The sequence below is a fragment of the Modestobacter excelsi genome, from assembly GCF_005930495.1.
Taxonomy (GTDB): domain Bacteria; phylum Actinomycetota; class Actinomycetes; order Mycobacteriales; family Geodermatophilaceae; genus Modestobacter; species Modestobacter excelsi.
In genome coordinates this window covers 33,906-54,967 of sequence record NZ_SJEX01000018.1, presented here as the reverse complement: position 1 = coordinate 54,967, position 21,062 = coordinate 33,906, and the positions used below count along the sequence as shown (strand labels likewise).

The 21,062-nt window shown below is 74.2% G+C and carries 20 protein-coding genes; 10 read left to right on the top strand and 10 right to left on the bottom strand.

Features of this window, described 5'->3' with window-relative positions; translation table 11 throughout:
- Nucleotides 1–133: 133 nt before the first annotated feature.
- From FHL80_RS08855 to FHL80_RS08835, 5 genes are all read right to left on the bottom strand, one after another.
- Nucleotides 134–1,816, bottom strand: coding sequence for a DUF885 domain-containing protein (locus tag FHL80_RS08855; RefSeq protein ID WP_138733061.1), 1,683 nt, complete (start codon nt 1,814–1,816; stop codon nt 134–136).
- A gap of 40 nt (nt 1,817–1,856) precedes the next feature.
- Nucleotides 1,857–2,306, bottom strand: coding sequence for a cupin domain-containing protein (locus FHL80_RS08850; protein ID WP_138733060.1), 450 nt, complete (start codon nt 2,304–2,306; stop codon nt 1,857–1,859).
- 155 nt (nt 2,307–2,461) lie between these two features.
- Nucleotides 2,462–3,463, bottom strand: coding sequence for an ABC transporter permease (locus tag FHL80_RS08845; protein ID WP_138733059.1), 1,002 nt, complete (start codon nt 3,461–3,463; stop codon nt 2,462–2,464).
- Nucleotides 3,460–5,013, bottom strand: a complete 1,554-nt coding sequence (locus FHL80_RS08840; RefSeq protein WP_138733058.1) for a sugar ABC transporter ATP-binding protein — start codon at nt 5,011–5,013, stop codon at nt 3,460–3,462. Before FHL80_RS08840 ends, FHL80_RS08845 begins: the two co-directional genes overlap by 4 nt.
- 27 nt (nt 5,014–5,040) lie before the next feature.
- The gene (locus tag FHL80_RS08835) at nt 5,041–6,009 is read right to left on the bottom strand and encodes an ABC transporter substrate-binding protein (RefSeq protein WP_138733057.1); all 969 of its coding nucleotides are present in this window, start codon (nt 6,007–6,009) and stop codon (nt 5,041–5,043) included.
- A gap of 396 nt (nt 6,010–6,405) precedes the next feature.
- On the opposite strand from FHL80_RS08835, the gene FHL80_RS08830 reads away from it, so the two are divergent.
- From FHL80_RS08830 to FHL80_RS08825, 3 genes are all read left to right on the top strand, one after another.
- Nucleotides 6,406–7,086, top strand: a complete 681-nt coding sequence (locus tag FHL80_RS08830) for a class I mannose-6-phosphate isomerase (RefSeq protein ID WP_216870542.1) — start codon at nt 6,406–6,408, stop codon at nt 7,084–7,086.
- Entirely contained in the window at nt 7,083–7,238 is a 156-nt protein-coding gene (locus FHL80_RS25335) for a hypothetical protein (RefSeq protein WP_216870541.1), read from the top strand. The genes FHL80_RS08830 and FHL80_RS25335 overlap by 4 nt, the downstream gene beginning before the upstream one ends.
- Before the next feature lie 73 nt (nt 7,239–7,311).
- Nucleotides 7,312–8,142 carry an SRPBCC family protein gene (locus FHL80_RS08825; protein WP_138733056.1) on the top strand — a complete coding sequence of 277 codons (831 nt, stop codon included), beginning with the start codon at nt 7,312–7,314 and terminating at the stop codon, nt 8,140–8,142.
- Nucleotides 8,143–8,211: 69 nt separating this feature from the next.
- On the opposite strand, the gene FHL80_RS08820 is transcribed toward FHL80_RS08825, so the two are convergent.
- From FHL80_RS08820 to FHL80_RS08805, 4 genes are all read right to left on the bottom strand, one after another.
- The gene (locus FHL80_RS08820) at nt 8,212–10,191 is read right to left on the bottom strand and encodes an alpha-amylase family protein (RefSeq protein WP_138733055.1); all 1,980 of its coding nucleotides are present in this window, start codon (nt 10,189–10,191) and stop codon (nt 8,212–8,214) included.
- Between the two features lie 57 nt (nt 10,192–10,248).
- A complete protein-coding gene (locus FHL80_RS08815) occupies nt 10,249–11,490 on the bottom strand; it encodes a polyhydroxyalkanoate depolymerase (RefSeq protein ID WP_138733054.1) in 1,242 nt (413 codons plus the stop codon).
- Nucleotides 11,491–11,654: 164 nt separating this feature from the next.
- Nucleotides 11,655–14,261 carry a bifunctional FO biosynthesis protein CofGH gene (locus tag FHL80_RS08810; RefSeq protein WP_246078562.1) on the bottom strand — a complete coding sequence of 869 codons (2,607 nt, stop codon included), beginning with the start codon at nt 14,259–14,261 and terminating at the stop codon, nt 11,655–11,657.
- Nucleotides 14,262–14,347: 86 nt separating this feature from the next.
- Nucleotides 14,348–14,860: a flavin reductase family protein gene (locus FHL80_RS08805; RefSeq protein ID WP_138733052.1), complete on the bottom strand. Its 513-nt coding sequence runs from the start codon at nt 14,858–14,860 to the stop codon at nt 14,348–14,350.
- A gap of 35 nt (nt 14,861–14,895) precedes the next feature.
- On the opposite strand from FHL80_RS08805, the gene FHL80_RS08800 reads away from it, so the two are divergent.
- The 5 genes from FHL80_RS08800 (at nt 14,896) to FHL80_RS08780 (ending at nt 19,267) form a co-directional block, all read left to right on the top strand.
- Nucleotides 14,896–16,317 carry a dihydrolipoyl dehydrogenase family protein gene (locus tag FHL80_RS08800; RefSeq protein ID WP_216870540.1) on the top strand — a complete coding sequence of 474 codons (1,422 nt, stop codon included), beginning with the start codon at nt 14,896–14,898 and terminating at the stop codon, nt 16,315–16,317.
- 3 nt (nt 16,318–16,320) lie between these two features.
- A complete protein-coding gene (locus tag FHL80_RS08795; protein WP_138733051.1) occupies nt 16,321–17,247 on the top strand; it encodes an NAD(+)/NADH kinase in 927 nt (308 codons plus the stop codon).
- Between the two features lie 84 nt (nt 17,248–17,331).
- Entirely contained in the window at nt 17,332–17,679 is a 348-nt protein-coding gene (locus FHL80_RS08790) for a YciI family protein (RefSeq protein WP_138733050.1), read from the top strand.
- An 8-nt stretch (nt 17,680–17,687) separates the two neighbouring features.
- The gene (locus FHL80_RS08785; RefSeq protein WP_138733049.1) at nt 17,688–18,905 is read left to right on the top strand and encodes an RNA polymerase sigma factor; all 1,218 of its coding nucleotides are present in this window, start codon (nt 17,688–17,690) and stop codon (nt 18,903–18,905) included.
- 92 nt (nt 18,906–18,997) lie between these two features.
- Nucleotides 18,998–19,267: a hypothetical protein gene (locus tag FHL80_RS08780; protein WP_138733048.1), complete on the top strand. Its 270-nt coding sequence runs from the start codon at nt 18,998–19,000 to the stop codon at nt 19,265–19,267.
- 19 nt (nt 19,268–19,286) lie between these two features.
- On the opposite strand, the gene FHL80_RS08775 is transcribed toward FHL80_RS08780, so the two are convergent.
- Nucleotides 19,287–20,072 carry a transglutaminase-like domain-containing protein gene (locus tag FHL80_RS08775; protein ID WP_138733047.1) on the bottom strand — a complete coding sequence of 262 codons (786 nt, stop codon included), beginning with the start codon at nt 20,070–20,072 and terminating at the stop codon, nt 19,287–19,289.
- A gap of 244 nt (nt 20,073–20,316) precedes the next feature.
- Here FHL80_RS08775 and FHL80_RS25330 point away from each other — a divergent pair, with 244 nt between their 5' ends.
- The gene (locus tag FHL80_RS25330; RefSeq protein ID WP_216870539.1) at nt 20,317–20,628 is read left to right on the top strand and encodes a hypothetical protein; all 312 of its coding nucleotides are present in this window, start codon (nt 20,317–20,319) and stop codon (nt 20,626–20,628) included.
- Nucleotides 20,625–21,008: a hypothetical protein gene (locus FHL80_RS25325; protein ID WP_216870538.1), complete on the top strand. Its 384-nt coding sequence runs from the start codon at nt 20,625–20,627 to the stop codon at nt 21,006–21,008. The genes FHL80_RS25330 and FHL80_RS25325 overlap by 4 nt, the downstream gene beginning before the upstream one ends.
- Nucleotides 21,009–21,062 lie beyond the last annotated feature (54 nt).

Sequence of the window (21,062 nt, the reverse complement as noted above, 5' to 3'; positions counted from 1 at the left end):
AGGCGTCAGGTTCTGCCGACGGTGACGGGTCGGTTCGTCCAGTTCGACTTCGGCTCGACGGGCCTCCCGGGCAGCTCCGGGGCGCTCCGACCGCCGGTGCAATCGATCCCGCACCCGGTGGACGGCCGGGCCGTCACATCCGGGCGAGCTCCGCGGCGAGCGGGGCGAGGCCCAGCGGGCCGAGGTCGAGGACGGCGCGGTGCCAGGCCTTGAGGTCGAAGTCCGCACCGGCGCGCAGCTGGGCCTGCTCCCGGCAGGTCAGGAAGACCCGCTCACCCACCTTGTAGACCGGCGCCTGGCCCGGCCAGCCCAGATAGCGGTGCAGCTCGTCGACGCGCATCGCGTCCTCCATGTCCACGTGGGTGCGGAGGAAGGCCAGGGCGACGTCGTAGGTCCACCGCTCGCCGGCCGCCCGCCCGGCCGGGATGGGCAGGTCCAGGTGCACGCCGATGTCCAGCACCACCCGGGCCGCGCGCAGCTCCTGGGCGTCCAGCATGCCCAGCCGGTCACCGGGGTCGTCGAGGAACCCCAGCTCGGCCATCAGCCGCTCGGAGTACAGCGCCCAGCCCTCGGCGTGCCCGGAGCAGGCGCAGAGCAGCCGCTGCCAGCGGTTGAGCAGCGCGGCGTTGTGCACCGTCTCGGCGATCTGCAGGTGGTGGCCGGGGACGCCCTCGTGGAAGACCGTCGTCGTCTCCCGCCAGGTGGTCATGTCGGTGACGCCCTCGGGCAGCGACCACCACATCCGGCCGGGCCGGCTGAAGTCCTCGCTGGGGGCCGTGTAGTACACGCCCTCCCCCGAGGTCGGCGTCAGCCGGCCCTCGATCCGCTTGACCGGCCCGGGGATGTCGAAGTGGACGCCGTCCAGCGCCGCGATCGCCCGGTCGGCGGTCTCCTGCAGCCAGGTCTGCAGCGCCTCCCGGCCGCGGACCTGGCGGGCCGGGTCGGCGTCCAGCGCGGCGACGGCGCCGGCGGGACCCTGGCCGGGGGCGATCGAGTCGGCCACGGCCTCCTTCTCGGCGACGATCCGGGCCAGCTCCTCCCAGCCCCAGGCGTAGGTCTCCTCGAGGTCCAGGTCGACCCCGGCGTGGTACCGCGACTCCAGGGCGTAGCGCTCCCGGCCGACCCCGTCGGCCTGGGGTGCTGCGGGCAGCAGGCTCTGCTCGACCCGGTCGGCGAAGCCGAGCAGCGCGCCCGAGGTCTGCTGCGCGGCCCGCTCCAGGTCCCGGGTCAGGCCTGCGGACCCGGCGGGCGCGCCGGTCACCAGCTGGGTGAAGAAGCCGGGGCGGTCGGGGGTGCCGGCCCAGCGGCGGGCGATCTGCGCGCCGAGCCGCACCTGCCGGGCGGCGGAGGTGCGGCCGTTGCCGGCCGCGGACTCCAGGCCGACCGCATAGCCGTCCAGCGCGGCCGGCAGGGCGGCGAGCCGGCGGGCGATCGTCGCCCAGTCCTGCTCGGTCGCCGCGGGCATCAGGTCGAACGACGAGCGGAAGCCCTGCAGGGGGCTGTCGATGGTGTTCAGGTCGGCCTGTGCCCAGCCCGCCTGGTAGCGGGCGAGCTCGGCACCCAGCCGCTCCAGCAGCGCGCTCCGGGCGACCTCGTCGCGGCGGTCGACCGGCTCGATCCGCCCCGCCATGCCGATCGCCGCCGTCAGCAGCTGGGCGTGCGCGCCGTGCCCGTCGGGGGTGAGGTCGGGCCAGCGGTCGTCGTGCCCGGGCACGCCGATGTAGGTGGCCACCGTCGGCTGCGAGGCGGCGTAGTCCTCGACGAAGCGGTCGGCGAGCTGGTCGAGTTCGGACGGCGGGCGCACGGGCTCGGTCACGCCGGTCACGCTAGCCCCGGGGTCGGCCTGCCGCCCCCGTTCAGTCGTCGGCGCCGGGGCCCTCGGGGAGCAGGCCCGGGAGGTTGACCACGATCGCCTCCTGGCTGCTGCGGGCGATCACGACCACCGCCTCGTCGTCGTGCGGGTTCTCCTCGCGGTGCGGCGTGAACGGCGGCACGAAGACGTAGTCACCGGGCCCGGTGGTCAGCCGGACCTCCTCCCCGCCCTCGGCGAAGACGAACACCGGGTGGCCGCGCAGCACGTGGATGGCGGTCTCGGAGTCGCCGTGGTGGTGGTCCCCGGAGCCGGTGTGCGGTGCCACGTGCGTCTGGCCCATCCACAGCCGCTGGGCGCCGACGGTCTGCGCGGACACCGCCTCCCGGCGGGTCATGCCGGCGGTCTGCCCGGTGTCCGCGGAGAGCTGGTCGGCGCGGACGTGCCGCAGCGGCTGGTGCCAGTCGTCGGGGAGGTCCTGCTGCGGTCCGGCCACGTGCGGTCCTCCGGGAGGGTCGGTGTCAGGGTGCCTCGTCATGATCCCGACCCCCGCGGGACGACGCCAGGGGGAGCCGGCCGGGGTCCCGACGCACGACACCCCGCACGGCCGGGACCGTGCGGGGTGTCGGAGGGGTGGTCAGGTCGGCGCGGTCAACTGGTCGACCGGGCGAACCGCTTCAGGCTGTCCAGCGCGATGGCGATGATGATCACGACGCCCTTGATGATGAGCTGGTAGAAGAACGGCACGTCCAGCAGCACGAGGCCGTTGGACAGCACCCCGATGATCACCGCACCCACCAGCGTGCCGAAGATCCGCCCGCGGCCTCCGGCCAGCGAGGTGCCGCCCAGCACCACCGCCGCGATCGCGTCCAGCTCGTACCCGTTCCCGGCCGTCGGCTGCGCCGACAGGACCCGCGCGGAGAAGATGAGCCCGGCCACGCCGGCGGCCGCGCCGGAGAGCATGTAGGTCGACAGCAGGACCCGCTTGACGTTGATGCCGGCCAGCCGCGCCGCCTCGATGTTGCCGCCCACGGCGTAGACGTGCCGCCCGAACCGGGTCCGCTCCAGCAGGAACCAGAACACCACGTAGACGACCAGCATCACGATCACCGGCTGCGGGATGCCGGCGACGCTGCCGTTGCCGATGCCGCGGAAGCCGAGGTCGGTGGCGACCAGCGGCTGACCGTCGAGCATCGAGTACGCCAGGCCGCGCAGGTAGGTCAGCGAGCCCAGCGTCACGATGAACGCCGGCAGCGCCAGCCAGGCGATCAGGGCACCGTTGACCGCGCCGCAGAGCGCGCCGATCGCGATGCCGCCGAGGAGGGCCAGGGGCGTGGGGACGCCGTTGGTGGCCAGCAGGACGCCGCCGACCCCGGCCACGGCGAGGATCGAGCCGACCGACAGGTCGATGCCCGCGGTGAGGATGACCACGGTCATCCCGGCCGCGAGGATCGCGTTGATCGACACCGAGCGCGCGACGTTGACCGCGTTGTCGACCGACAGGAAGTTCGGCGCGATGGCCGACATGAGCGCGATGAGCAGCAGCAGGACCAGGAAGATGCCGACCCTGTCCCACCAGTAGGCGACGGGGAACCCGCGATTCTCCGGCGGCTGGACGGTCGGGTCGGTGGTCGGGGCGGTGCTCGTGCTCATCGGGCGGTCCCAGCGGTCTCGGTCGGGGCGGCGTCGTCTGCGGAGACGCCGGTGGCGTGTTGCATGACGGTCTCCTCCGTCGCCCGGCGGGCGTCGAGGGTGGCCACGATCTGCCCGGCGCGCATCACCAGCAGCTCATCGCTGATGCCGAGGGCCTCGGGCAGGTCGGAGGAGATCACCAGGACGGCGGCGCCGGTCCCGGCGATCTCGTTGATCAGGCGGTAGATCTCGCTCTTCGCGCCGATGTCGACGCCGCGGGTCGGCTCGTCGAGGATCAGCAGCTTGGGCCGCTGCAGCAGCAGCCGGCCGAGGACCAGCTTCTGCTGGTTCCCGCCGGACAGCGCCCGGGACTCCAGCCCCAGCGCGTTGGAGCGCACCTTGAGCTGGTCCATGACCCCGCGCACGGCTCGCACCAGCGGTCCGCCGCGCAGCACCCCGGCGACGCTGTGCTGCTTGAGCGTGGACATGGAGATGTTGTCCTTGACCGTCAGGTCCAGGAACAGCGCCTGGTCCTTGCGGCTCTCCGGGAGCAGGCCCACCCCGGCGCGCAGCCCCTCGATCGGGTTGCGCACCCTGAGCGGGCTCCCGTCGAGGGAGACGGTGCCACCGGTGGCCCGGTCCGCGCCGTAGATGAGCCGTGCCACCTCGGTGCGGCCGGCACCGATGAGGCCGACCATCCCGACCACCTGGCCGCCACGGACGTCGAAGGACACCGGTCCGATCCCGCCGGGCCCGGTCAGGTCGCGCACCGAGAGCCGGACCTCACCGGCCGGGTGCTGGGTGCGGACGTAGAGGTCGCTGATCTCGCGGCCGACCATCATCCGCACGATGTCGCCCGGGGTGGTCCGGTCCGGGCCGTCGGCGCGCATGTCCCGGGTGCCGATGAGCTTCCCGTCGCGGAAGACGGTCACCCGGTCGGCGAGCTCCCACACCTCCTCCATGCGGTGGCTGATGTAGATCAGCCCCATGCCCTGGTCGCGCATCGACCGGATCAGCGCGAAGAGCTGCTCGGACTCCGTCCGGGACAGCGACGCCGTCGGCTCGTCGAGCACCAGCACCCTGGCGTTCTCCGCCACGGCCCGGGCGATCTCGACCATCTGCTGCATGCCGACGCTGAGCCGGCCGATCGGGCGGGTGGGGTCGATCTGGGCGCCGACCCGGGCGAGCTTCTCCCGGGCCTGGGCGACCATCGTCCGGCGGTCCAGGACGCCGAACCTCGCCGGCTCGCTGCCGGTGGCCAGGTTCTCGGCCACCGTCATGTCCGGGATGGTGTTCAGCTCCTGGTGGATGATCGCGACCCCCGCCGTCATGGCGTCGCGCGGCGACGCCATGACGGCAGGGGTCCCGGAGATCTGGATGGTGCCCGTGTCCGGCTGGTAGTTGCCCGAGATGATCTTCATCAGCGTCGACTTGCCGGCGCCGTTCTCGCCCATCAGGGCGTGCACCTCACCGGCTCGGACGTCGAAGCTGACGTCGGACAGGGCGAGCGTCGCGCCGAAGCGCTTGCTGATGCCCTCGACCTCGAGCAGCGGAGTCGCGGTCTCGTTCACGAGTTCCTCCTGCCAGCCGTCACCGGGTCACCAGCCCTGGTAGTCGGCCACGTTGTCCTTGGTGACCAGGGAGGGCGCCAGCAGCGTCACGCGCTCGGCCGGGTCGTCGCCGGCGACGATGCCCTGGCCGACCTCCAGCGCCTTGAGGGCCATCCCGCCCGGGTCCTGCGCCGCGCTCGCGACGAAGTTGGACGACGGGTCCTCCAGCGCGGTGACCGCCTCGGGCGAGCCGTCGACGCCGACGATCGTCACGCCGGTGCGACCGGCCTGCTGGACGGCGAGGTCGGCGCCCAGGGCCTCCGGGTCGTTGATGGCGAAGATGCCCGTCACGTCCTGGTTGGCGGTGAGCATGTCGGTGGTCAGCGAGAGCCCGCTGGCCCGGTCGTTCTTGCCGGCCTGGCGGGCGACCACCTTGATGCCGGTGTTGGCCGCGAGCACCTCCTCGCAGCCCTTCACCCGGTCCTGCGGCGCCGTGGTCGGGGTGCCCTCGACGACGAGGATGTTCCCGTTGCCGCCCAGGGCGTCGACCAGCGCCTGGCAGGACTGCCGGCCGGCCTCCACGTTGTCGGTGGTGACGGCCGCGTCGGCGCCCTCGGCGTCGACGTCGACGGCCACCACGGTGATGCCGGCGGCCTGCGCCCGGGCCACGGCCGAGGCGATGCCGCTGCTGTCGACGGCGTTGAGCAGGATCAGGTCCATCCCCTGCTGGATGAAGGTGTCGATCTGGTCGTTCTGGGTGCCGAGGTCCTGCCGACCGTCCTGGACGTTGAGGTCGAAGCCCTGGTCCTCCGCGGCCTGCTCCATGCTCTTCTGCATCGAGGCGAAGAACGGGTTGGAGATGTCCTGGAGCATCAGCCCGACCTTGTCCACCTCGCCGTCGCCGCCTCCGCCACCACTGCTGCCGGCGTCGTCGCCGTTGCTGCAGGCGCTCAGCGCCACCGCGCTGAGCAGGACCAGGGCCGCGGACGTCTTCCGGGCCCGGAAGTGGGACAGCATCGTGGTTTCCTCCGTGGGGACGAGCACTCGGGGGTGGGTGCGCGGGGCCGGTCCGTGGGCTCAGGGCGCCCCTGGAGCCGGTACAGCGCGGCAACATTAGCCCCGGCCAGGAGCGGGGGTGACGCAGGTCGCGTCCTGTGTCGCAGAGGTCAGCTGTGCCGACGGGGCCGACGGGGCCGACGGGGCCGACGGGGCCGACGAGGACGGGCCGCCGGCCCGCAGGGCGTCCTCACCCCCGGGCCTGCGCCCACTCCTCCGCCCAACCAGCCCGTCGACCGCTTCTACGCCGGCGGTCAGCGGATCGCCGGCTTCCGCGGCACCCCCTGGGCCGGCGGCAACCTGCCCGAGGACTGGGTCGGCAGCACCACGACCCTCTTCGGGGAGCATGCGACCGGGTTGACCCGGCTGCCCGACGGGCGCCTGCTGCGGGACGCGGTCGCCGCCGACCCGCTCGCCTGGCTCGGGCCGGAGCACCTGGCCCGGTACGGACCCGACACCAAGCTGCTGACCGAGCTGCTCGACGCCGGGCAACGGCTGCCGGTCCACCTGCACCCGGACGGCGCGTTCGCCGCCGAGCACCTGCAGCGCGCGCACGGCAAGACCGAGGCGTGGGTCGTCCTGCCGGGCGGGGAGGTGCACCTGGGTCTGCGGCAGGGCATGGACCGCGCCGAGGCGCGCCGGCTGGTCCGGGAGCAGCACGTCGAGGCGCTCCTCGCCGCGCTGCACCCCCTCGACGTGGCCCCCGGCGATGCCGTGCTGGTGCCGGCCGGTCTCCCGCACGCCATCGGGGCCGGGGTCTTCCTGGTGGAGGTCCAGGAGCCCGAGGACCTGTCCGTCCTGATGGAGTGGCGGGGCTTCGCGCTCGACGGTGAGCGCGACGGGCACCTCGGTCTCGGCTGCGACCTCGCGCTGGAGGCCGCCGACCTCAGCGTCTGGTCGCCCGAGCGCATCGCCGAGCTCGTCGTCCGCGACCGCGGCCGGGGCCCGGTGCTGCCGGGACGCGCAGCGGAGTTCTTCCGGGTGGACCGGGTGCGGGGAGGGACTCGTTTGGCGCCTCCTTCGGGGTCGTCATGGTGACCAGCGGGCAGGGCGGGCTCCGGGCGGCGGGAGGGGACTGGACGGCGACCGTCCGGGCCGGCATGACCCTCCTCGTGCCCCACGAGGCGGGCGCACTGGTGCTGGACGGGGACGTCGAGGCCCTCTGGTGCCGGCCGCCACAGGCCACCTGACCTCGTGCATCACCGGGGGCTGACGGGGTACGTCGCAGCTCAGCGAGTGTCCTGCGACGAAGGAGGAACAGCGATGACCACCAAGGTCGAGGAGTCGATCCAGGTCGACGTACCGGTCAGCACCGCCTACAACCAGTGGACCCAGTTCGAGGACTTCCCCCACTTCATGGGAGGCGTCAAGGAGGTCCACCAGCTCGGCGACCAGCGGTTGCACTGGGTGGCCGAGATCGCCGGCGTCCGGCGCGAGTGGGACGCCGCCGTCCTCGAGCAGGTGCCCGACCAGAAGATCGCCTGGGCGGCCACGAGCGGCGCGACCAACGCCGGCGCCGTCCGGTTCACCCCGGCCGGCCCGGCCGCCACGATGGTGCACCTGACGCTGGAGTACGAGCCGGAGGGGCTCGTGGAGCAGGCCGGGGACAAGCTCGGCATCGTCGGCCGCCAGGCCCGGTCGGACCTGCAGAGGTTCAAGGCCCTCATCGAGGACGCGGGCTACGAGAGCGGGGCGTGGCGCGGCACCGTCCAGCACGGCGTCAGCGCCGGGACGCCCGGCGTCGAGGACGCCGCGCTGTCGCGCGGGGACAGCGGCAAGGCGGGGGTGTCGGCGAAGGTCGTCGCCGGTGCTGCGGCGGTCGCCGGCGTCGCCGCCGCCGCGGTGGCCGCGACGAAGAGCGGCTCGGGGACCGAGCAGCCGCAGCCGCAGCCGACCGAGGCCGCCCCGCCGCAGCCGGCCACGACCCAGCCGGTGACCGTCGTGGACCAGCCCCCGGCGGACTCGGTGCGGGACGGCGTGCTGATCGAGGAGCACGAGGCCGGGGGCTACACCGCGCCGTCCTCCACCGAGGGCGTCGAGTCCACGGTGCGCGGCGACGGGGACGACCCGATGATCGGCGGCGGCAGCCGCTGAGCACGACGGCCGGTGGAGGCGGCTGCGCGCCGCCTCCACCGGCCGGTCCGGGCCGGGTCGGCGTCCGCGTCAGGGTTCGGCGTACCAGGCGAACCCGAGACCCGGGACGACGAGGCCACGGCCCTGCACCTCGAGCGGGCCGTCACTGCTCAGCGCCGGCTCGTAGGTGCCGAAGCCGGTGACGGTGTCGGCGTCGACGACCGCCGGCATCGAGGAGAAGTTCGCCACGCCGACGAAGGAACCGCTGCGCGGGTGCCTCCGTCGCCAGACGAGCACCCGGTCGCTGCCCGCGGTCAGGACGGTGGGCTCCGCCCCGCCGCGCAGCGCCGGCAGCGAGCGCCGCACCTCGCCCATCTCCCGCAGCCCGGTGAACACCCGGCCCTCCAGCGTCGCCGGGTCGTGCCGGCGCCCGACCGCGGTCCAGTCCATCGGCGGGCGGTGCATCCACCGGTTGTCCGGGGCGCGCTCGGGGTCGGTCAGGTAGCCGGCGTCGTTGCGCATGCCGATCTCGTCGCCCATGTAGAGCAGCGGGATGCCGCCGAAGGAGAAGACGACCGAGTACATCAGCAGCAGCCGGCGGATCCCGCGGTGCAGGGCTGCGCCGTCCTCCTTCTCCAGGGCCGACTCGATGCCGCACAGCGACGCCGCCGTCCCCGAGATCCGGGCGTCCCCGGTGAGCGGGTTCTCCTGGAACAGCGCTCCGCGGGCCGGGGAGTGCGGGAAGCGGCCGGAGAAGAAGTCGTTGAGGAACCGCCGGTGCGCATCACCGTCGGCGCCGACGGCGGCGGCGTCGGTGTCGCTGACCGCCCAGCCGATGTCGTCGTGACCCCGCACGTAGGTCACCCAGGTCGCACCGGTGGGGATCGGCCGCATCCGGCGCAGCGCAGCGATCGCCAGCCGGGCGTCCTGCGCCGCCACGCTGCTCCACAGCAGCACCATCAACTGGTTGTGGTACGCCAGCTCGCACTCGGGCCGCTCCCGGGCGTGCGCGCCCAGGTAGGGCACCAGGTCCTCCGGTGCGACGATCGCCTCGGCCTTGAACACGACCGCCGGGGCGGCGATCCGGGCCAGCGCGTGCAGCAGCTGCACCAGGTCGTGGACCTCGGGCTGGTTCTGGCAGTTGGTGCCCAGCCGCTTCCACATGAACGGGATGGCGTCCATCCGGAACACCTCGACCCCGCGGTTGGCCAGCCAGGTGATCTCACCGAGCATCGCCAGCGTGACCTCGGGGTTGGCGTAGTCCAGGTCCCACTGGTAGCTCCAGAAGGTGGTCCACACCCAGCCGCCGGCCCCGCCGCAGGCCTCCGGCACCCAGCTGAACGAGCCGGGCGCCCGGTCGGGGAAGACCTCCGGGATGGTCGCCTCGTAGGCGTCGGGCAGCCGGCGGTCGGGGAAGGCCGTGTAGAAGTCGGCGTACGCCGGGTCACCGGCCAGCCAGGCCCTCGCCCACGGGTGCTCGGCGGCGGTGTGGTTGAGCACCAGGTCGATGCACAGGCTCATGTCGTGCCGGCGCAGCGCCGCGGCGACCGCCTCCAGCTCGGCCATCGTGCCCAGCCGCGGGTCGACCTCGCGGTAGTCCGCGACCGCGTAGCCGCCGTCGTTCTCGCCCTCGCGCGGCCGCAGCAGCGGCATCAGGTGCAGGTAGGTGGTGCCCAGCTCGGCGAGGTGGTCCAGCCGCGCGGGCAGCTGGCCGAGCGTGCCGCAGAACCGGTCGACGTAGCAGACGTAGCCCTGCATGCGCTCGCGCTGGAACCAGTGCGGGTCGATCTCCCGGCGCCGGTCCAGCACCCGCAGCTCCGCCGGCCGCTCCGCGGCAGCCGCGAGGACCAGCCGCAGGCCACGGGCCAGCAGCTCCTCCGGGTCGGCGCGCTGCCCGTAGAGCGCGACCAGCGGGGCGTGCACGTCGACCAGCGCGACCTCGACCCGGGTCAGGAACGCGTCGGCCTCCGCCGGCCCCAGCGCGGCCACCGCCTCCTCGGCCAGCTGCGGCCGCAACCGTCGCCAGGCCTGCTCGGCGGCGCGGGGGCCGCCCGGGGCCGGCGCGGTCACCGACGCGTTCCCGGCCGTTCCCGACCCCCGGTGCGCCCTCTCCCGGGCATCGGGCGGTCAGGCCGGCGAGGCCATCGGCTGGGCTGCTCCGGCCCCGGCGATGAAGTCGCGCACCACGGGGTAGACCTCCGTGTCCCAGCGGGAGCCGCTGAACACGCCGTAGTGGCCCACCCCCGGCTGCAGGTGGTGGTGCTTGCGGTCGGCCGGGATGCCGGTGCAGAGGTCGTGCGCGGCCTCGGTCTGCCCCGGGGAGCAGATGTCGTCGTTGGCACCCTCGACGGTGAGCAGGTCCGTGCCGGAGATGGCCCCGGGATCGACCGGGGCACCGCGCCAGGTGAACGCCCCGGTGGCGAGGGCGTTGTCCTGGAAGATCCGGCCGACCGTCTCGAGGTAGAACTCCGCCGGGACGTCCATCACGGCGCCGTACTCGTCGTAGAAGGCGCGGGTGCTGGCCGCTCGGGCGGTCTCACCGGCCACCAGGTCCCGGTAGAGACGCGCGTGCGCGCTCAGGTGCCGCTTGGGGTTCATCGACATGAACGCGGTCAGCTGGACGACGCCGGGGTACACCCGGCGCCCGGCGCCGGCGTACCGGGCGGGCACCGTGTCGATGACCCGGCGTTCGAAGGACGACAGCGGCTTGGTCGCGGCCATCGTGTTGATCCGGTTCGGGTTCACCCGGGTGTCGACCGGTCCGGCCATCAGGGTCAGGCTGCGGGGCTGGGCCTCGTCGTCGGCGGCGGCCAGCAGTGCGACGGCCGCGAGCACCGGGACGGCGGGCTGGCAGACGGCGACGACGTGGCTGCCGGGGCCGAGGTGGCGGAGCGCGTCCATGACGTGCTCGATGTACTCGTCCAGCCCGAAGCGGCCGTCCTCGACGGGGACGTCCCGGGCGTTGTGCCAGTCCAGGACGTACACGTCGTGGTCGGACAGCAGTGTCCGGATGGCCGGCCGGATCAGCGTCGTGAAGTGCCCGGACATCGGTCCGACGACGAGCACCCGGGGCTGGCCGGTGACCGACGGCTTCCGGAAGTGCAGGAGCGTGGCGAAGGGCGTGCTCGTCTCCGGGTGCTCGGACACCTCTGCCGGCCGGTCGTCGACCAGCACGGAGTCGATGCCGAACGCCGGCCGGTCGTGCGTCGGGCGGGCATGGGCGACGATGTCGCAGGCTGCCCGGAGGTGCCGGACGCCGGGGGCGGTCATGGGCGCAGGCAGCGCGTTCAGCACCCGCGCCGTCCTCGCGGAGACCGCCACCGCCGGTGAGGTCAAGCGGCGTTGCAGTTCGTACGCGGCGTAGAGCATGCGGACCCGCCCGTTGCGTCAGAGGGAGGCGCAGTGGCGCGCCTCACATCGTCGCACTGTATCCATGCACCCGAGGAGTCCGCGCGGGGCACACCGGCCGACGCGCAGACGGGCACCGGGTGGGGCGACCCGTCGCAGGTCCGGCGCCCCCGACCTCGTCCCGCTCAGGCCGGGGTGATCGAGAGCGTGAGCGCCCGCCGGCCCTCGTCCGAGCGGGCGGTGGCCATCCGCTCGGCGCTGGGCGTCCCGTACTCCGTCGTCCGCTGCCGGGCCGGCCGGCCGATGCCGGCGGCCATCGCCTCGAGCTCGGCGATGGTCTTCAGCGAGCCGTTGCCCGAGCCGGCCATCCGGCTGATCGTCTCCTCCATCAACGTGCCGCCCAGGTCGTTGGCGCCGCCGCCCAGCATCGCCTGGGTGCCGGCGTCGCCGAGCTTGACCCAGGAGGTCTGGACGTTGTCGATCCGCCCGTGCAGCAGCAGCCGGGCGACGGCGTGCACGGCCCGGTTCTCCCGGTTCGTGGGCCCGGGCCGGGCGACCCCGGCCAGGTAGATCGGGGCGTTGTGGTGCACGAAGGGCAGCAGCACGAACTCGCGGAAGCCACCGGTCTCGTCCTGCAGGCGGCTGAGCGTGCGCAGGTGCGCCACCCAGTGGGCCGGGGTGTCGACGTGCCCGTACATCATCGTCGAGGTCGTCGGCAGCCCGACGGTGTGCGCCGTCTTGACGATCTCCAGCCAGGTCGCGGCCGGCAGCTTGCCCTTGGTGAGCACCCAGCGGACGTCGTCGTCGAGGATCTCCGCGGCGGTGCCGGGCAGCGAGTCGACGCCGGCCTCCTTCGCCGCGGTGAGGAAGTCGGCGAAGGACAGCCCCGTGCGCGCGGCCCCGTTGACGACCTCCATCGGGGAGAAGGCGTGCAGGTGGATGTCGGGACGGCGGGCCTTCACCTCGCGGGCCAGGTCGAGGTAGGCGGTGCCGGGCAGGTCGGGGTGGATGCCGCCCTGCATGCAGATCTCGGTCGCCCCGCCGGCCCACGCCTCGTCGACCCGGTCGCCGACCTGCTGCATCGACAGGGTGTAGGCGTCGGCGTCGGTGCGCCGCTGGGCGAACGCGCAGAACCGGCAGCCGGTGTAGCAGACGTTGGTGAAGTTGATGTTCCGGTTCACCACGTAGGTGACGTCGTCGCCATTGACGTCGCGGCGGACGGCGTCGGCCAGCGCGGCGAGGGCCTCCAGGTCCGGGCCGTCGGCGCCCAGCAGCGCCAGGTACTCGGCGTCGGACAGCCCGGCGGGGTCGGTCTCGGCGTGGGCCAGGGCGGCGTGCACCTCCGGGTCGCCGGCGCTGAGCGCAGTGGAGTGCCCGTCTCGGGCGGCGACGGTCGCCTCGCGGAGCTCGGACCAGTCGCCGTAGACGGCGTCGAAGTCGCTGCGCCGGTCACCGGTGCGCCCGACCGTGTCCACCTCGACGTGCAGCTCCGTGCGGCCGGTCCCCGTTCCCAGCACTGTCCAGGCCTCGTCCGGCTCCTGCCACGGCAGCCCGACCGGGATCCGTCCCTCCACCGCGAGCCCGTCGGGCCCGGCGAGGGCGGCGACGTGCGGGCGGACCCTCGGGTCGAGCCACGGCTCGGGGGAGGTCACGTAGCCGGGCTGGGCGGCCAGCCGCTCGCGGAGGGTGAAGCCGGCCTCGGCGGTGAGCGCGGTGAGCTCGTCGATGTTCGGCCAGGGCCGCTCGGGGTTGACGTGGTCGGGGGTCAGCGGGCTGACCCCGCCCCAGTCGTCGACGCCGGCGCGCAGCAGCAGCCCCAGCTCGGTGGTGTCCGACAGGTTCGGCGGGGCCTGCACCCGGGCCGCGGGCCCGAGCAGCAGCCGGGTGACGGCGACGGCGGCGACGTACTCCTGCAGGCCGAGGTCGTCGTGGGCGGCCATCGCGGTGCGCGGCTTGGCCCGGAAGTTCTGCACGATCACCTCCTGCACGTGCTGGTGCCGGCGGGCCGAGGCGCGGATCGCGGCGATCGCCTCGACCCGTTCGGCGTAGTCCTCGCCGATGCCCAGCAGCACCCCGGTGGTGAACGGGACGGCGGAGCGGCCGGCGTCCTCGAGCACCCGCAGGCGCACGGCGGGCTCCTTGTCTTTGCTGCCGAAGTGCGGGCCGCCGCGCTCCGACCACAGCCGGGTGGCGGTCGTCTCCAGCATCATCCCCATCGAGGCGGCGACCGGCTTCAGCCGCTGGACCTCCTCCCAGCTCAGCACGCCGGGGTTCAGGTGGGGGAGCAGCCCGGTCTCCTCCAGCACCCGGATCGCCATCGCCCGCAGGTAACCCAGCGTGGAGTCGAAACCGTGTGCCTCCAGCCACTCCGCGGCGACCGGCCAGCGGTCCTCCGGCCGGTCGCCGAGGGTGAACAGCGCCTCCTTGCAGCCCAGCGCCGCGCCGGCGCGGGCGATCTCCAGCACCTCGTCGGGGGAGAGGAACGGGGCCTTGCCCTCGGCGCGCAGCCGGCCCGGCGTCGTCACGAAGGTGCAGTAGTGGCAGCGGTCGCGGCACAGGTGGGTGAGCGGGATGAACACCTTGCGGCTGTAGGTCACCACGCCCGGCCGCCCGGCCGAGGCCAGCCCGGCGTCGCGCACCCGGGAGGCGGCGGTGAGCAGCCGGTCCAGCGGCTCGCCCTCGGCCAGCCCGCGGGCGTGCAGCAGCGTCTCGGCCTCGGTGGCGTCCAGCGTCACCCCGCGTTCGGCGCGGACCAGGGCGCGGCGCAGGGCGGACTCGGACGGAGCGGGCATGGCGGGCATCGGCTCCGACGCTAACCCCGGCACATGTCGCCCGCGTTCCCCGGGGCCATGTTGGCGACATGGCCCGGGGTCCTTCTTCAGGGACGGCGGAGCGGCCGGCCGGCGGCGTCGGTCCAGCGGCCGCGCAGCCGCAGCAGCGGGTCGCCCTCGGCGGCGACCACCGGGACCGCCTCGACCGACAGCAGCACCAGCACGTGGCTGCCCGCCTCGACCACCGAGGAGACCCGGCAGTCCAGGGTCGCGAGCGCCCCGTCGAGGGCGATGGCGTCGCTGACCGGTGCCCGCCGCCAGGGCACCGACTCCAGCAGGTGCCGGGCCGAGGGGCGCCCCGCGGAGGAGAACCGGCTGGCCAGGATCGCCTGACCGGCCGCCAGCACGTTGACCACGCCGGCCCCGACGGACTGCAGCACCTCGGCCGGGTAGCCATCGGCGGCCAGGCCGATCGCGACCAGCGGCGGGTCGGCGGAGACGCTCATCAGCGAGGTCACCGTCGTCCCGACGTCGTCGATGTCGTCGCGCACGGTCAGCAGCACCACCCCGGCGGCGTACTGGCGCAGGGCGGCGGCGTACTCGCCCGGATCGACCGGCATGGCGGTCAGTGGAGCACAACAGACAGGATGGCCGGGTGGCAGACGCGGAGCAGACGTACGACGTCATTGTTCTTGGCGCCGGTTCGACCGGGGAGAACATCGCCGACATCGCCGTCCGGGGCGGCCTGACCGCCGTCCTCGTGGAGAGCGAACTGGTCGGCGGAGAGTGCTCCTACTGGGCGTGCATGCCCAGCAAGACGCTGCTGCGGGGCAGCGAGGCGATCGCCGCGGCACGTGCCGTGCGCGGTGCCGCGGCGGCGGTCACCGGCGAGCAGGACGTCGCCGCGACGCTGGCCCGCCGGGACGACTTCACCAGCCACTGGGACGACGCCGGCCAGGCCCGCTGGGTCGACGGGGCGGGCATCGCGCTGGTCCGGGGGCACGGCCGGCTGGCGGGGGAGAAGCGGGTCGTGGTCGCCCAGCCCGACGGCACGGAGCTCGTGCTGGTGGCGCGGCACGCGGTCGCGGTCTGCACCGGTTCCCGGGCCGCCGTCCCCCCGGTCGCCGGTCTCGCCGAGGTGCAGCCCTGGACGCCGCGGGAGGCCACCAGCGCCAAGGAGGCGCCCGGCCGGCTGCTGGTGCTCGGCGGCGGCTACGTCGGCTGCGAGATGGCCACCGCCTGGCAGCAGCTGGGCGCCTCGGTGACGCTGCTCCAGCACGGCGACCGGGTGCTGCCCGACCTCGAGCCCGCCGCCGGTGAGGCGGTCGCCGCCTCGCTGCGTGCGCTCGGCGTCGACGTCCGGCTCGGCACCCAGGTCGACTCCGCCCGGCGGGAGGGCGGCGAGGTGGTGCTCGGCTGCGGCGAGGAGGAGGTGCGCGGCGACGAGGTGCTGGTCGCGGTCGGCCGGACGCCGAACTCCGACGCGATCGGCCTGGAGACGATCGGCCTGGAGCCGGGCGGGTTCCTGGAGGTCGACGAGTCGCTGCAGGTGCCGGGCGTGCCGTGGCTCTACGGCGCAGGCGACGTCAACGGCCGGGCGCTGCTCACCCACATGGGCAAGTACCAGGCCAGGCAGGCCGGTCACGCCATCGTGACGCGTGCCTGCGGCGAGCAGGTGGACCTCGGCGACTGGTCGCCGTCGGTCGCCACCGCCGACCGCCGCGCCACGCCCAGCGTCGTCTTCACCGACCCGCAGGTGGCGGCGGTCGGGCTGACCGCCGCGCAGGCGGAGGAGCAGGGGCTGCCGCATCGCGTGGTCGAGTACCCGATCGGCAGCGTCGCCGGCGCCGGCGTGTTCGCCGACGACTACACCGGGACGGCGATCGCGGTGGTCGATCCCGACCGGGAGGTGCTGCTCGGGGCCACCTTCATCGGCCCGGGCGTGGCCGAGCTGCTGCACTCGGCGACGATCGCCGTGGTCGGCGAGGTGCCGATCAGCCGGCTCTGGCACGCCGTCCCCGCCTACCCCACGATCAGCGAGGTGTGGCTGCGCCTGCTCGAGACCTGGCGGGGCTGACCGGTGCACGACGGGAGCCGGATCGGGCTGGTCCTGCACCCCGTCCGCAACTGCGGCGGAGCCGTCGGCCAGGTGGCGGCGTGGACGTCGACCCACGGCGTCGAGCTGGTCGCCGGCGCCGCCGACGTGGAGCGGCTCGGGCTGCAGGGCGTGACCCCGGTCGACGTCGAGGAGCTCGCCACCACCGTCGACGGGCTGATCGCGCTCGGCGGTGACGGCACCCTGCTCGGGGCGATGCGGCTGGTGGCGGCCAGGCCGGTGCCGGTGCTGGGCGTGAACTTCGGCCGGCTGGGCTTCCTCACCGAGGTGGAGGCGCGTGAGCTGGACGGGGCGCTGACCGCGATGGCCGAGGGGCGCTCGACGATCGAGCCGCGCAGCTGCCTCGTCGTCCGGGGGCCGGGCTGGGAGGCGGTCGCCTTCAACGACGTCGTCCTCGCCCGGGTGCCGGGCCAGGGGCAGGTGGAGGGCGTGCTGTCGGTGTCCGGACGGCGGTACGGCCGGTACCGCTGCGACAGCCTCATCGCCTCCAGCCCGATGGGCTCGACGGCCTACAACTACGCCGCCGGCGGGCCGGTGATGAGCCCGGGCGCGGCGGGTGTGCTGGTCACCCCGTCGGCGCCGATGAGCGGGATCAGCCGCACGGTCGTGGTCGGGCCGTCCGAGCCGTTGTCCCTGGAGATCACCGGTGGGCGGCCGGCCATGGAGATCGACGGCGTCTGGTCCGGCGAGTGCGCGGTCGGTGACGTGGTGGAGGTGACGACCCGCCCGGACGCGGGGCTGCTGGTCCGGATCACCGACTCGCGGGCCGCCGAGCGGAGCCGGGTCAAGCTCTCCCTGCTGGACCTGCCGCTGCTGCCCGACGAGCTGGTCGAGCTGGTCCCCGACGACCTGCGGCCGCCGCACGCGCCGCAACCCACGCCGCCCGGCTGACCGGCGCTGTCGATCCGGGCGGGTGCCGTTCGTACAGAGGGTGAGAGCCGGCGACGGGCCGGCTCCGACCGGGAGGAGCACCCCATGACCCAGTACCTGCTCAGCGTCGTCGAGCCCAGCGGGGACGGCACGCTGCCGCCGGACCTGGACCAGATCATGGCCGACGTCGGCGAGGTGGACCGGCAGATGCACGAGGCCGGCGTGTGGGTGTTCGCCGGTGGCCTGCACTCCCCGAAGACGGCGACCGTCGTCCGGGTGGCCGACGGCGAGGTGCTCACCACCGACGGGCCCTATGCCGAGGGCAAGGAGCACCTGGGCGGCTTCTCCATCATCGAGGCGCCGGACCTGGACGCGGCGCTCGACTGGGGCACCCGGCTGGCCCGGGCGACGCGGCTGCCGATCGAGGTGCGCCCCTTCCAGGGCGGGGAGTGAGCTCGGGCGTGCCGGTCGAGCAGCCGGTCGAGCAGGTGTTCCGCGAGCAGTACGCGCGCGCGGTCGCCGTCCTGGTGCGGGTCTTCGGGGACGTCGACGTCGCCGAGGAGGCGGTCGCCGACGCGTTCACCACGGCGGTGCAGCGCTGGCCGGAGGACGGCGTCCCGCCCAGCCCGGCCGGCTGGATCATCACCACGGCCCGCAACCGGGCCATCGACCGACTGCGGCGGGAGGCCTCCCGCGACGACCGGCACGCCCAGGCCGCGCTGCTGCACGCCCGCGACGAGCCGCTGGACGTGGGCGCGGTGTCCGACGACCGGCTGCGGCTGGTGTTCACCTGCTGCCACCCGGCGCTGGCACCGGCGGCCCAGGTGGCCCTGACGCTGCGGCTCGTCGGCGGGCTGAGCACCGGCGCGATCGCCCGGGCCTTCCTGGTGCCCGAGCCGACCATGGCGCAGCGGCTGGTGCGGGCGAAGGCGAAGATCCGCGACGCCCGCATCCCGTACCGGGTGCCCGGCGAGCAGGACCTGCCGGCGCGGCTCGGCCCGGTGCTGGCGGTGGTCTACCTCGTCTTCACCGAGGGCCACACCGCCAGCGCCGGGGACGAGCTGGCCCGCCCCGACCTCTGTGCCGAGGGCATCCGGCTCGGCCGGCTGCTGCACGAGCTGCTCCCGGACGAGCCGGAGGTGACCGGCCTGCTGGCGCTGATGCTGCTCACCGAGTCCCGCCGGCCGGCCCGCGCGACCGAGGGCGGCGAGCTGGTGCTGCTGGCCGACCAGGATCGCCGGCGCTGGGACTCCGCGCTGGTCGCCGAGGGCCAGGCGCTGGTCCGGGAGTGCCTGCGCCGTGGGGAGCCCGGGCCGTACCAGGTGCAGGCGGCGGTCAGCGCGGTGCACAGCGACGCACCGACGGCGGCCGACACGGACTGGCGGCAGATCGTGCAGCTCTACGACCTGCTGCTCGCGCTGGCGCCGACCCCGGTCGTCGCGCTGCACCGGGCCGTGGCGGTCGCGGAGGTGGAGGGGCCGGCGGCCGGGCTGGCGCTCGTCGACCAGCTCGACCTGCCCGGGCACCTGGTCCACGCCGTCCGCGCCGACCTGCTGCGCCGGCTGGACCGGCGGGCCGAGGCGGCGCAGGCCTACGCCGCGGCTCTCGAGCGCGGCGGCAACGACGCGGAGCGGTCCTTCTTGGAGCGTCGGGTGACCGAGCTCAGGCTGCCCGGCTGACGCCCGTGCGCCGGGTCGGTCCCGACGGTGCCGACCAGGGGCAGGATGTGGCGCAGGTCACGTCATGGTGACCACGGACTCGAGGAGCAACCATGCCGGAGGTACCGCAGCCCGTCACCGACAACAGCATCAAGGTGCGCCAGCTGACCCATTACCAGTTCAGCTGGACAGCCGGGGAAGCGGGCCAGCCGGGGACCTACACCCTGCAGCTCGTCCTCGACCAGGGGGCGTGGGAGGAGGTGCTGACGCTGGACCCGGACGACGCCGACAACCTCCAGGACCTGCTCACCAACACGAGCACGGTGCACTACGACGTCGAGCGGCGCGTGCTCCTGTTCGGCGTCACCCCGACCGGGAGCTGACGCAGGACCCCACCCGGGCTCAGGGCAACGGGAACGGCTCGTCGTCCGGTGCGGGGAGCTCGCCGTCGACCGTGGCGGTGACGGTCATCGCATCCAGCGTGGCCCGGCCGCCGAAGAGGGAGAGGAACGCGGTGTCGGCGGCGTCCCGGCCGGAGCAGATCCGGACCAGGGACGACGTCGGCGCCAGCCGGGTGGCGTCGACGGTCCTCCACACGCCGTCCACGTCGGCCTCGACGACCGCGTGGAAGTCCATCGGGGACAACCCGGGGGCGTAGACGGCGACCAGCCGGGCCGGCACCTCCAAGGCCCGGAGCAGGGTGATGGTCAGGTGTGCGTAGTCCCGGCAGACCCCCTGGCCGAGCAGCAGGGTGTCGACGGCGGTGTCCACCGGCCGGCTGGAGCCCGAGGTGTAGACCAGCCGACGGCCCACCCAGGCCGCGACGTCGGTGACCAACCGGGCCCGCGGGGTCGTCCGGTCGAACTCGGTGCCGGCGTAGCCCTCGAGCTGGTCGGAGGGGCAGTACCGGCTGGGCCGCAGGAACTCCGCCCACTCCGCCGGGGTCACCCGGCGGGGGCCGCCGCCGGGGTCGACGTGCGCGGTGTAGGCGATGGTCGACCCGCCGGCGCCGAGCTGCAGCCGGTGCACCCGCGCGCCGGGGACGGCGACCTCCTCGACGGGCACCGGTCGTCCGTCGGTCAGGACGGTCAGCTGCTCGCCGGCCGGGGCGGCGACGGCGACCTGCAGCAGCGCGGTCGCCGGCACGGGGGAGGAGACGGTGAGGGAGCAGGCGACATCGATGCGCATGACCGCCGATCCTCGTCCTCCCCCGTGTCGGGCGGATGACGGTGGGATGAGCGGTCGGCCACCCGCCGAGGTGCTCCAGTCCCCGCGCGTCGGTCGTCGGCGCCTCGGCGAGGGGCGTGGCACCCGAACAGTTGCCCGTTACTTTCTGGCCCGTGACTGATTCGTGACCTGAGGACCCATCCGGTCCACGTGCCGACCTCGAACTCCCGTCGTTGCCTCACTCGCTCACGACTTGGAGTCACTCATGTCCCGCAAGAGCGCCACTCGCCAGGCCTTCGTCGCCGCCGCCGCACTCAGCGCCGTCATCGGGCTGTCCGCCTGCGGCAGCACCGACGTCGACACCGCCCAGGCCGCCGACTCGTCGAGCAGCTCGGTCTCCGTGCCCAAGCCCGCCGCGGTCGTCCGCGCCATCCCGGGCGGGGACACCTCCGTCACCCTCGACCCGGGCTTCGTCAGCGCGCTCGGCACGCTGGGCCTGACCCCGGGCGTCACCGGCACGGCCACCCTCGACGGGACGACCGGCGTCGTCGACTTCCGATCACCGGCGGCACCGTGACCCTCTACGACCGCGAGACCGGATACCGCCCGTGGGTCCAGGGCGTCGTCTTCCACAACGGCAGCGGCCTGACCCTGGCTGCCGCCGGCACCACCGTCGAGCTGAGCAACTTCGTCATCGACCCGGGCAAGCCGGCCCGGCTCTTCGGCGACGTGACCGTCAACGGCCAGCCGGCCGCCAGCAACGCGCCGCTGTTCGACCTCGACGGCAGCACGCTGTCCGCGCCGACGACGGACGCTGACGGCTCCGCCGTGCTCGACGGCACCACCGTCAAGCTCTCGGACGAGGCCGCCGCGCTGCTGAACTCGACCTTCTCGACCGACGCGCTCGCCGGCGGCCTGGTCATCGGCACCTCGACGATCACCGTCCACACCTCCTGACGGGAGGGACCCCGTCCGGCCCCGTCCCGAGCTTGTCAGGGGTGGGGAGGACGG

What these genes read in the sequence shown, in the direction of transcription:
- FHL80_RS08845 (WP_138733059.1), bottom strand. Translation starts at nt 3,463, where the DNA reads ATGAGCACGAGCACCGCCCCGACCACCGACCCGACCGTCCAGCCGCCG.
- FHL80_RS08835 (WP_138733057.1), bottom strand. Translation starts at nt 6,009, where the DNA reads ATGCTGTCCCACTTCCGGGCCCGGAAGACGTCCGCGGCCCTGGTCCTG.
- FHL80_RS08825 (WP_138733056.1), top strand. Translation starts at nt 7,312, where the DNA reads ATGACCACCAAGGTCGAGGAGTCGATCCAGGTCGACGTACCGGTCAGC.
- FHL80_RS08815 (WP_138733054.1), bottom strand. Translation starts at nt 11,490, where the DNA reads ATGCTCTACGCCGCGTACGAACTGCAACGCCGCTTGACCTCACCGGCG.
- FHL80_RS08810 (WP_246078562.1), bottom strand. Translation starts at nt 14,261, where the DNA reads ATGCCCGCTCCGTCCGAGTCCGCCCTGCGCCGCGCCCTGGTCCGCGCC.
- FHL80_RS08805 (WP_138733052.1), bottom strand. Translation starts at nt 14,860, where the DNA reads ATGCCGGTCGATCCGGGCGAGTACGCCGCCGCCCTGCGCCAGTACGCC.
- FHL80_RS08790 (WP_138733050.1), top strand. Translation starts at nt 17,332, where the DNA reads ATGACCCAGTACCTGCTCAGCGTCGTCGAGCCCAGCGGGGACGGCACG.
- FHL80_RS08780 (WP_138733048.1), top strand. Translation starts at nt 18,998, where the DNA reads ATGCCGGAGGTACCGCAGCCCGTCACCGACAACAGCATCAAGGTGCGC.
- FHL80_RS08775 (WP_138733047.1), bottom strand. Translation starts at nt 20,072, where the DNA reads ATGCGCATCGATGTCGCCTGCTCCCTCACCGTCTCCTCCCCCGTGCCG.
- FHL80_RS25330 (WP_216870539.1), top strand. Translation starts at nt 20,317, where the DNA reads ATGTCCCGCAAGAGCGCCACTCGCCAGGCCTTCGTCGCCGCCGCCGCA.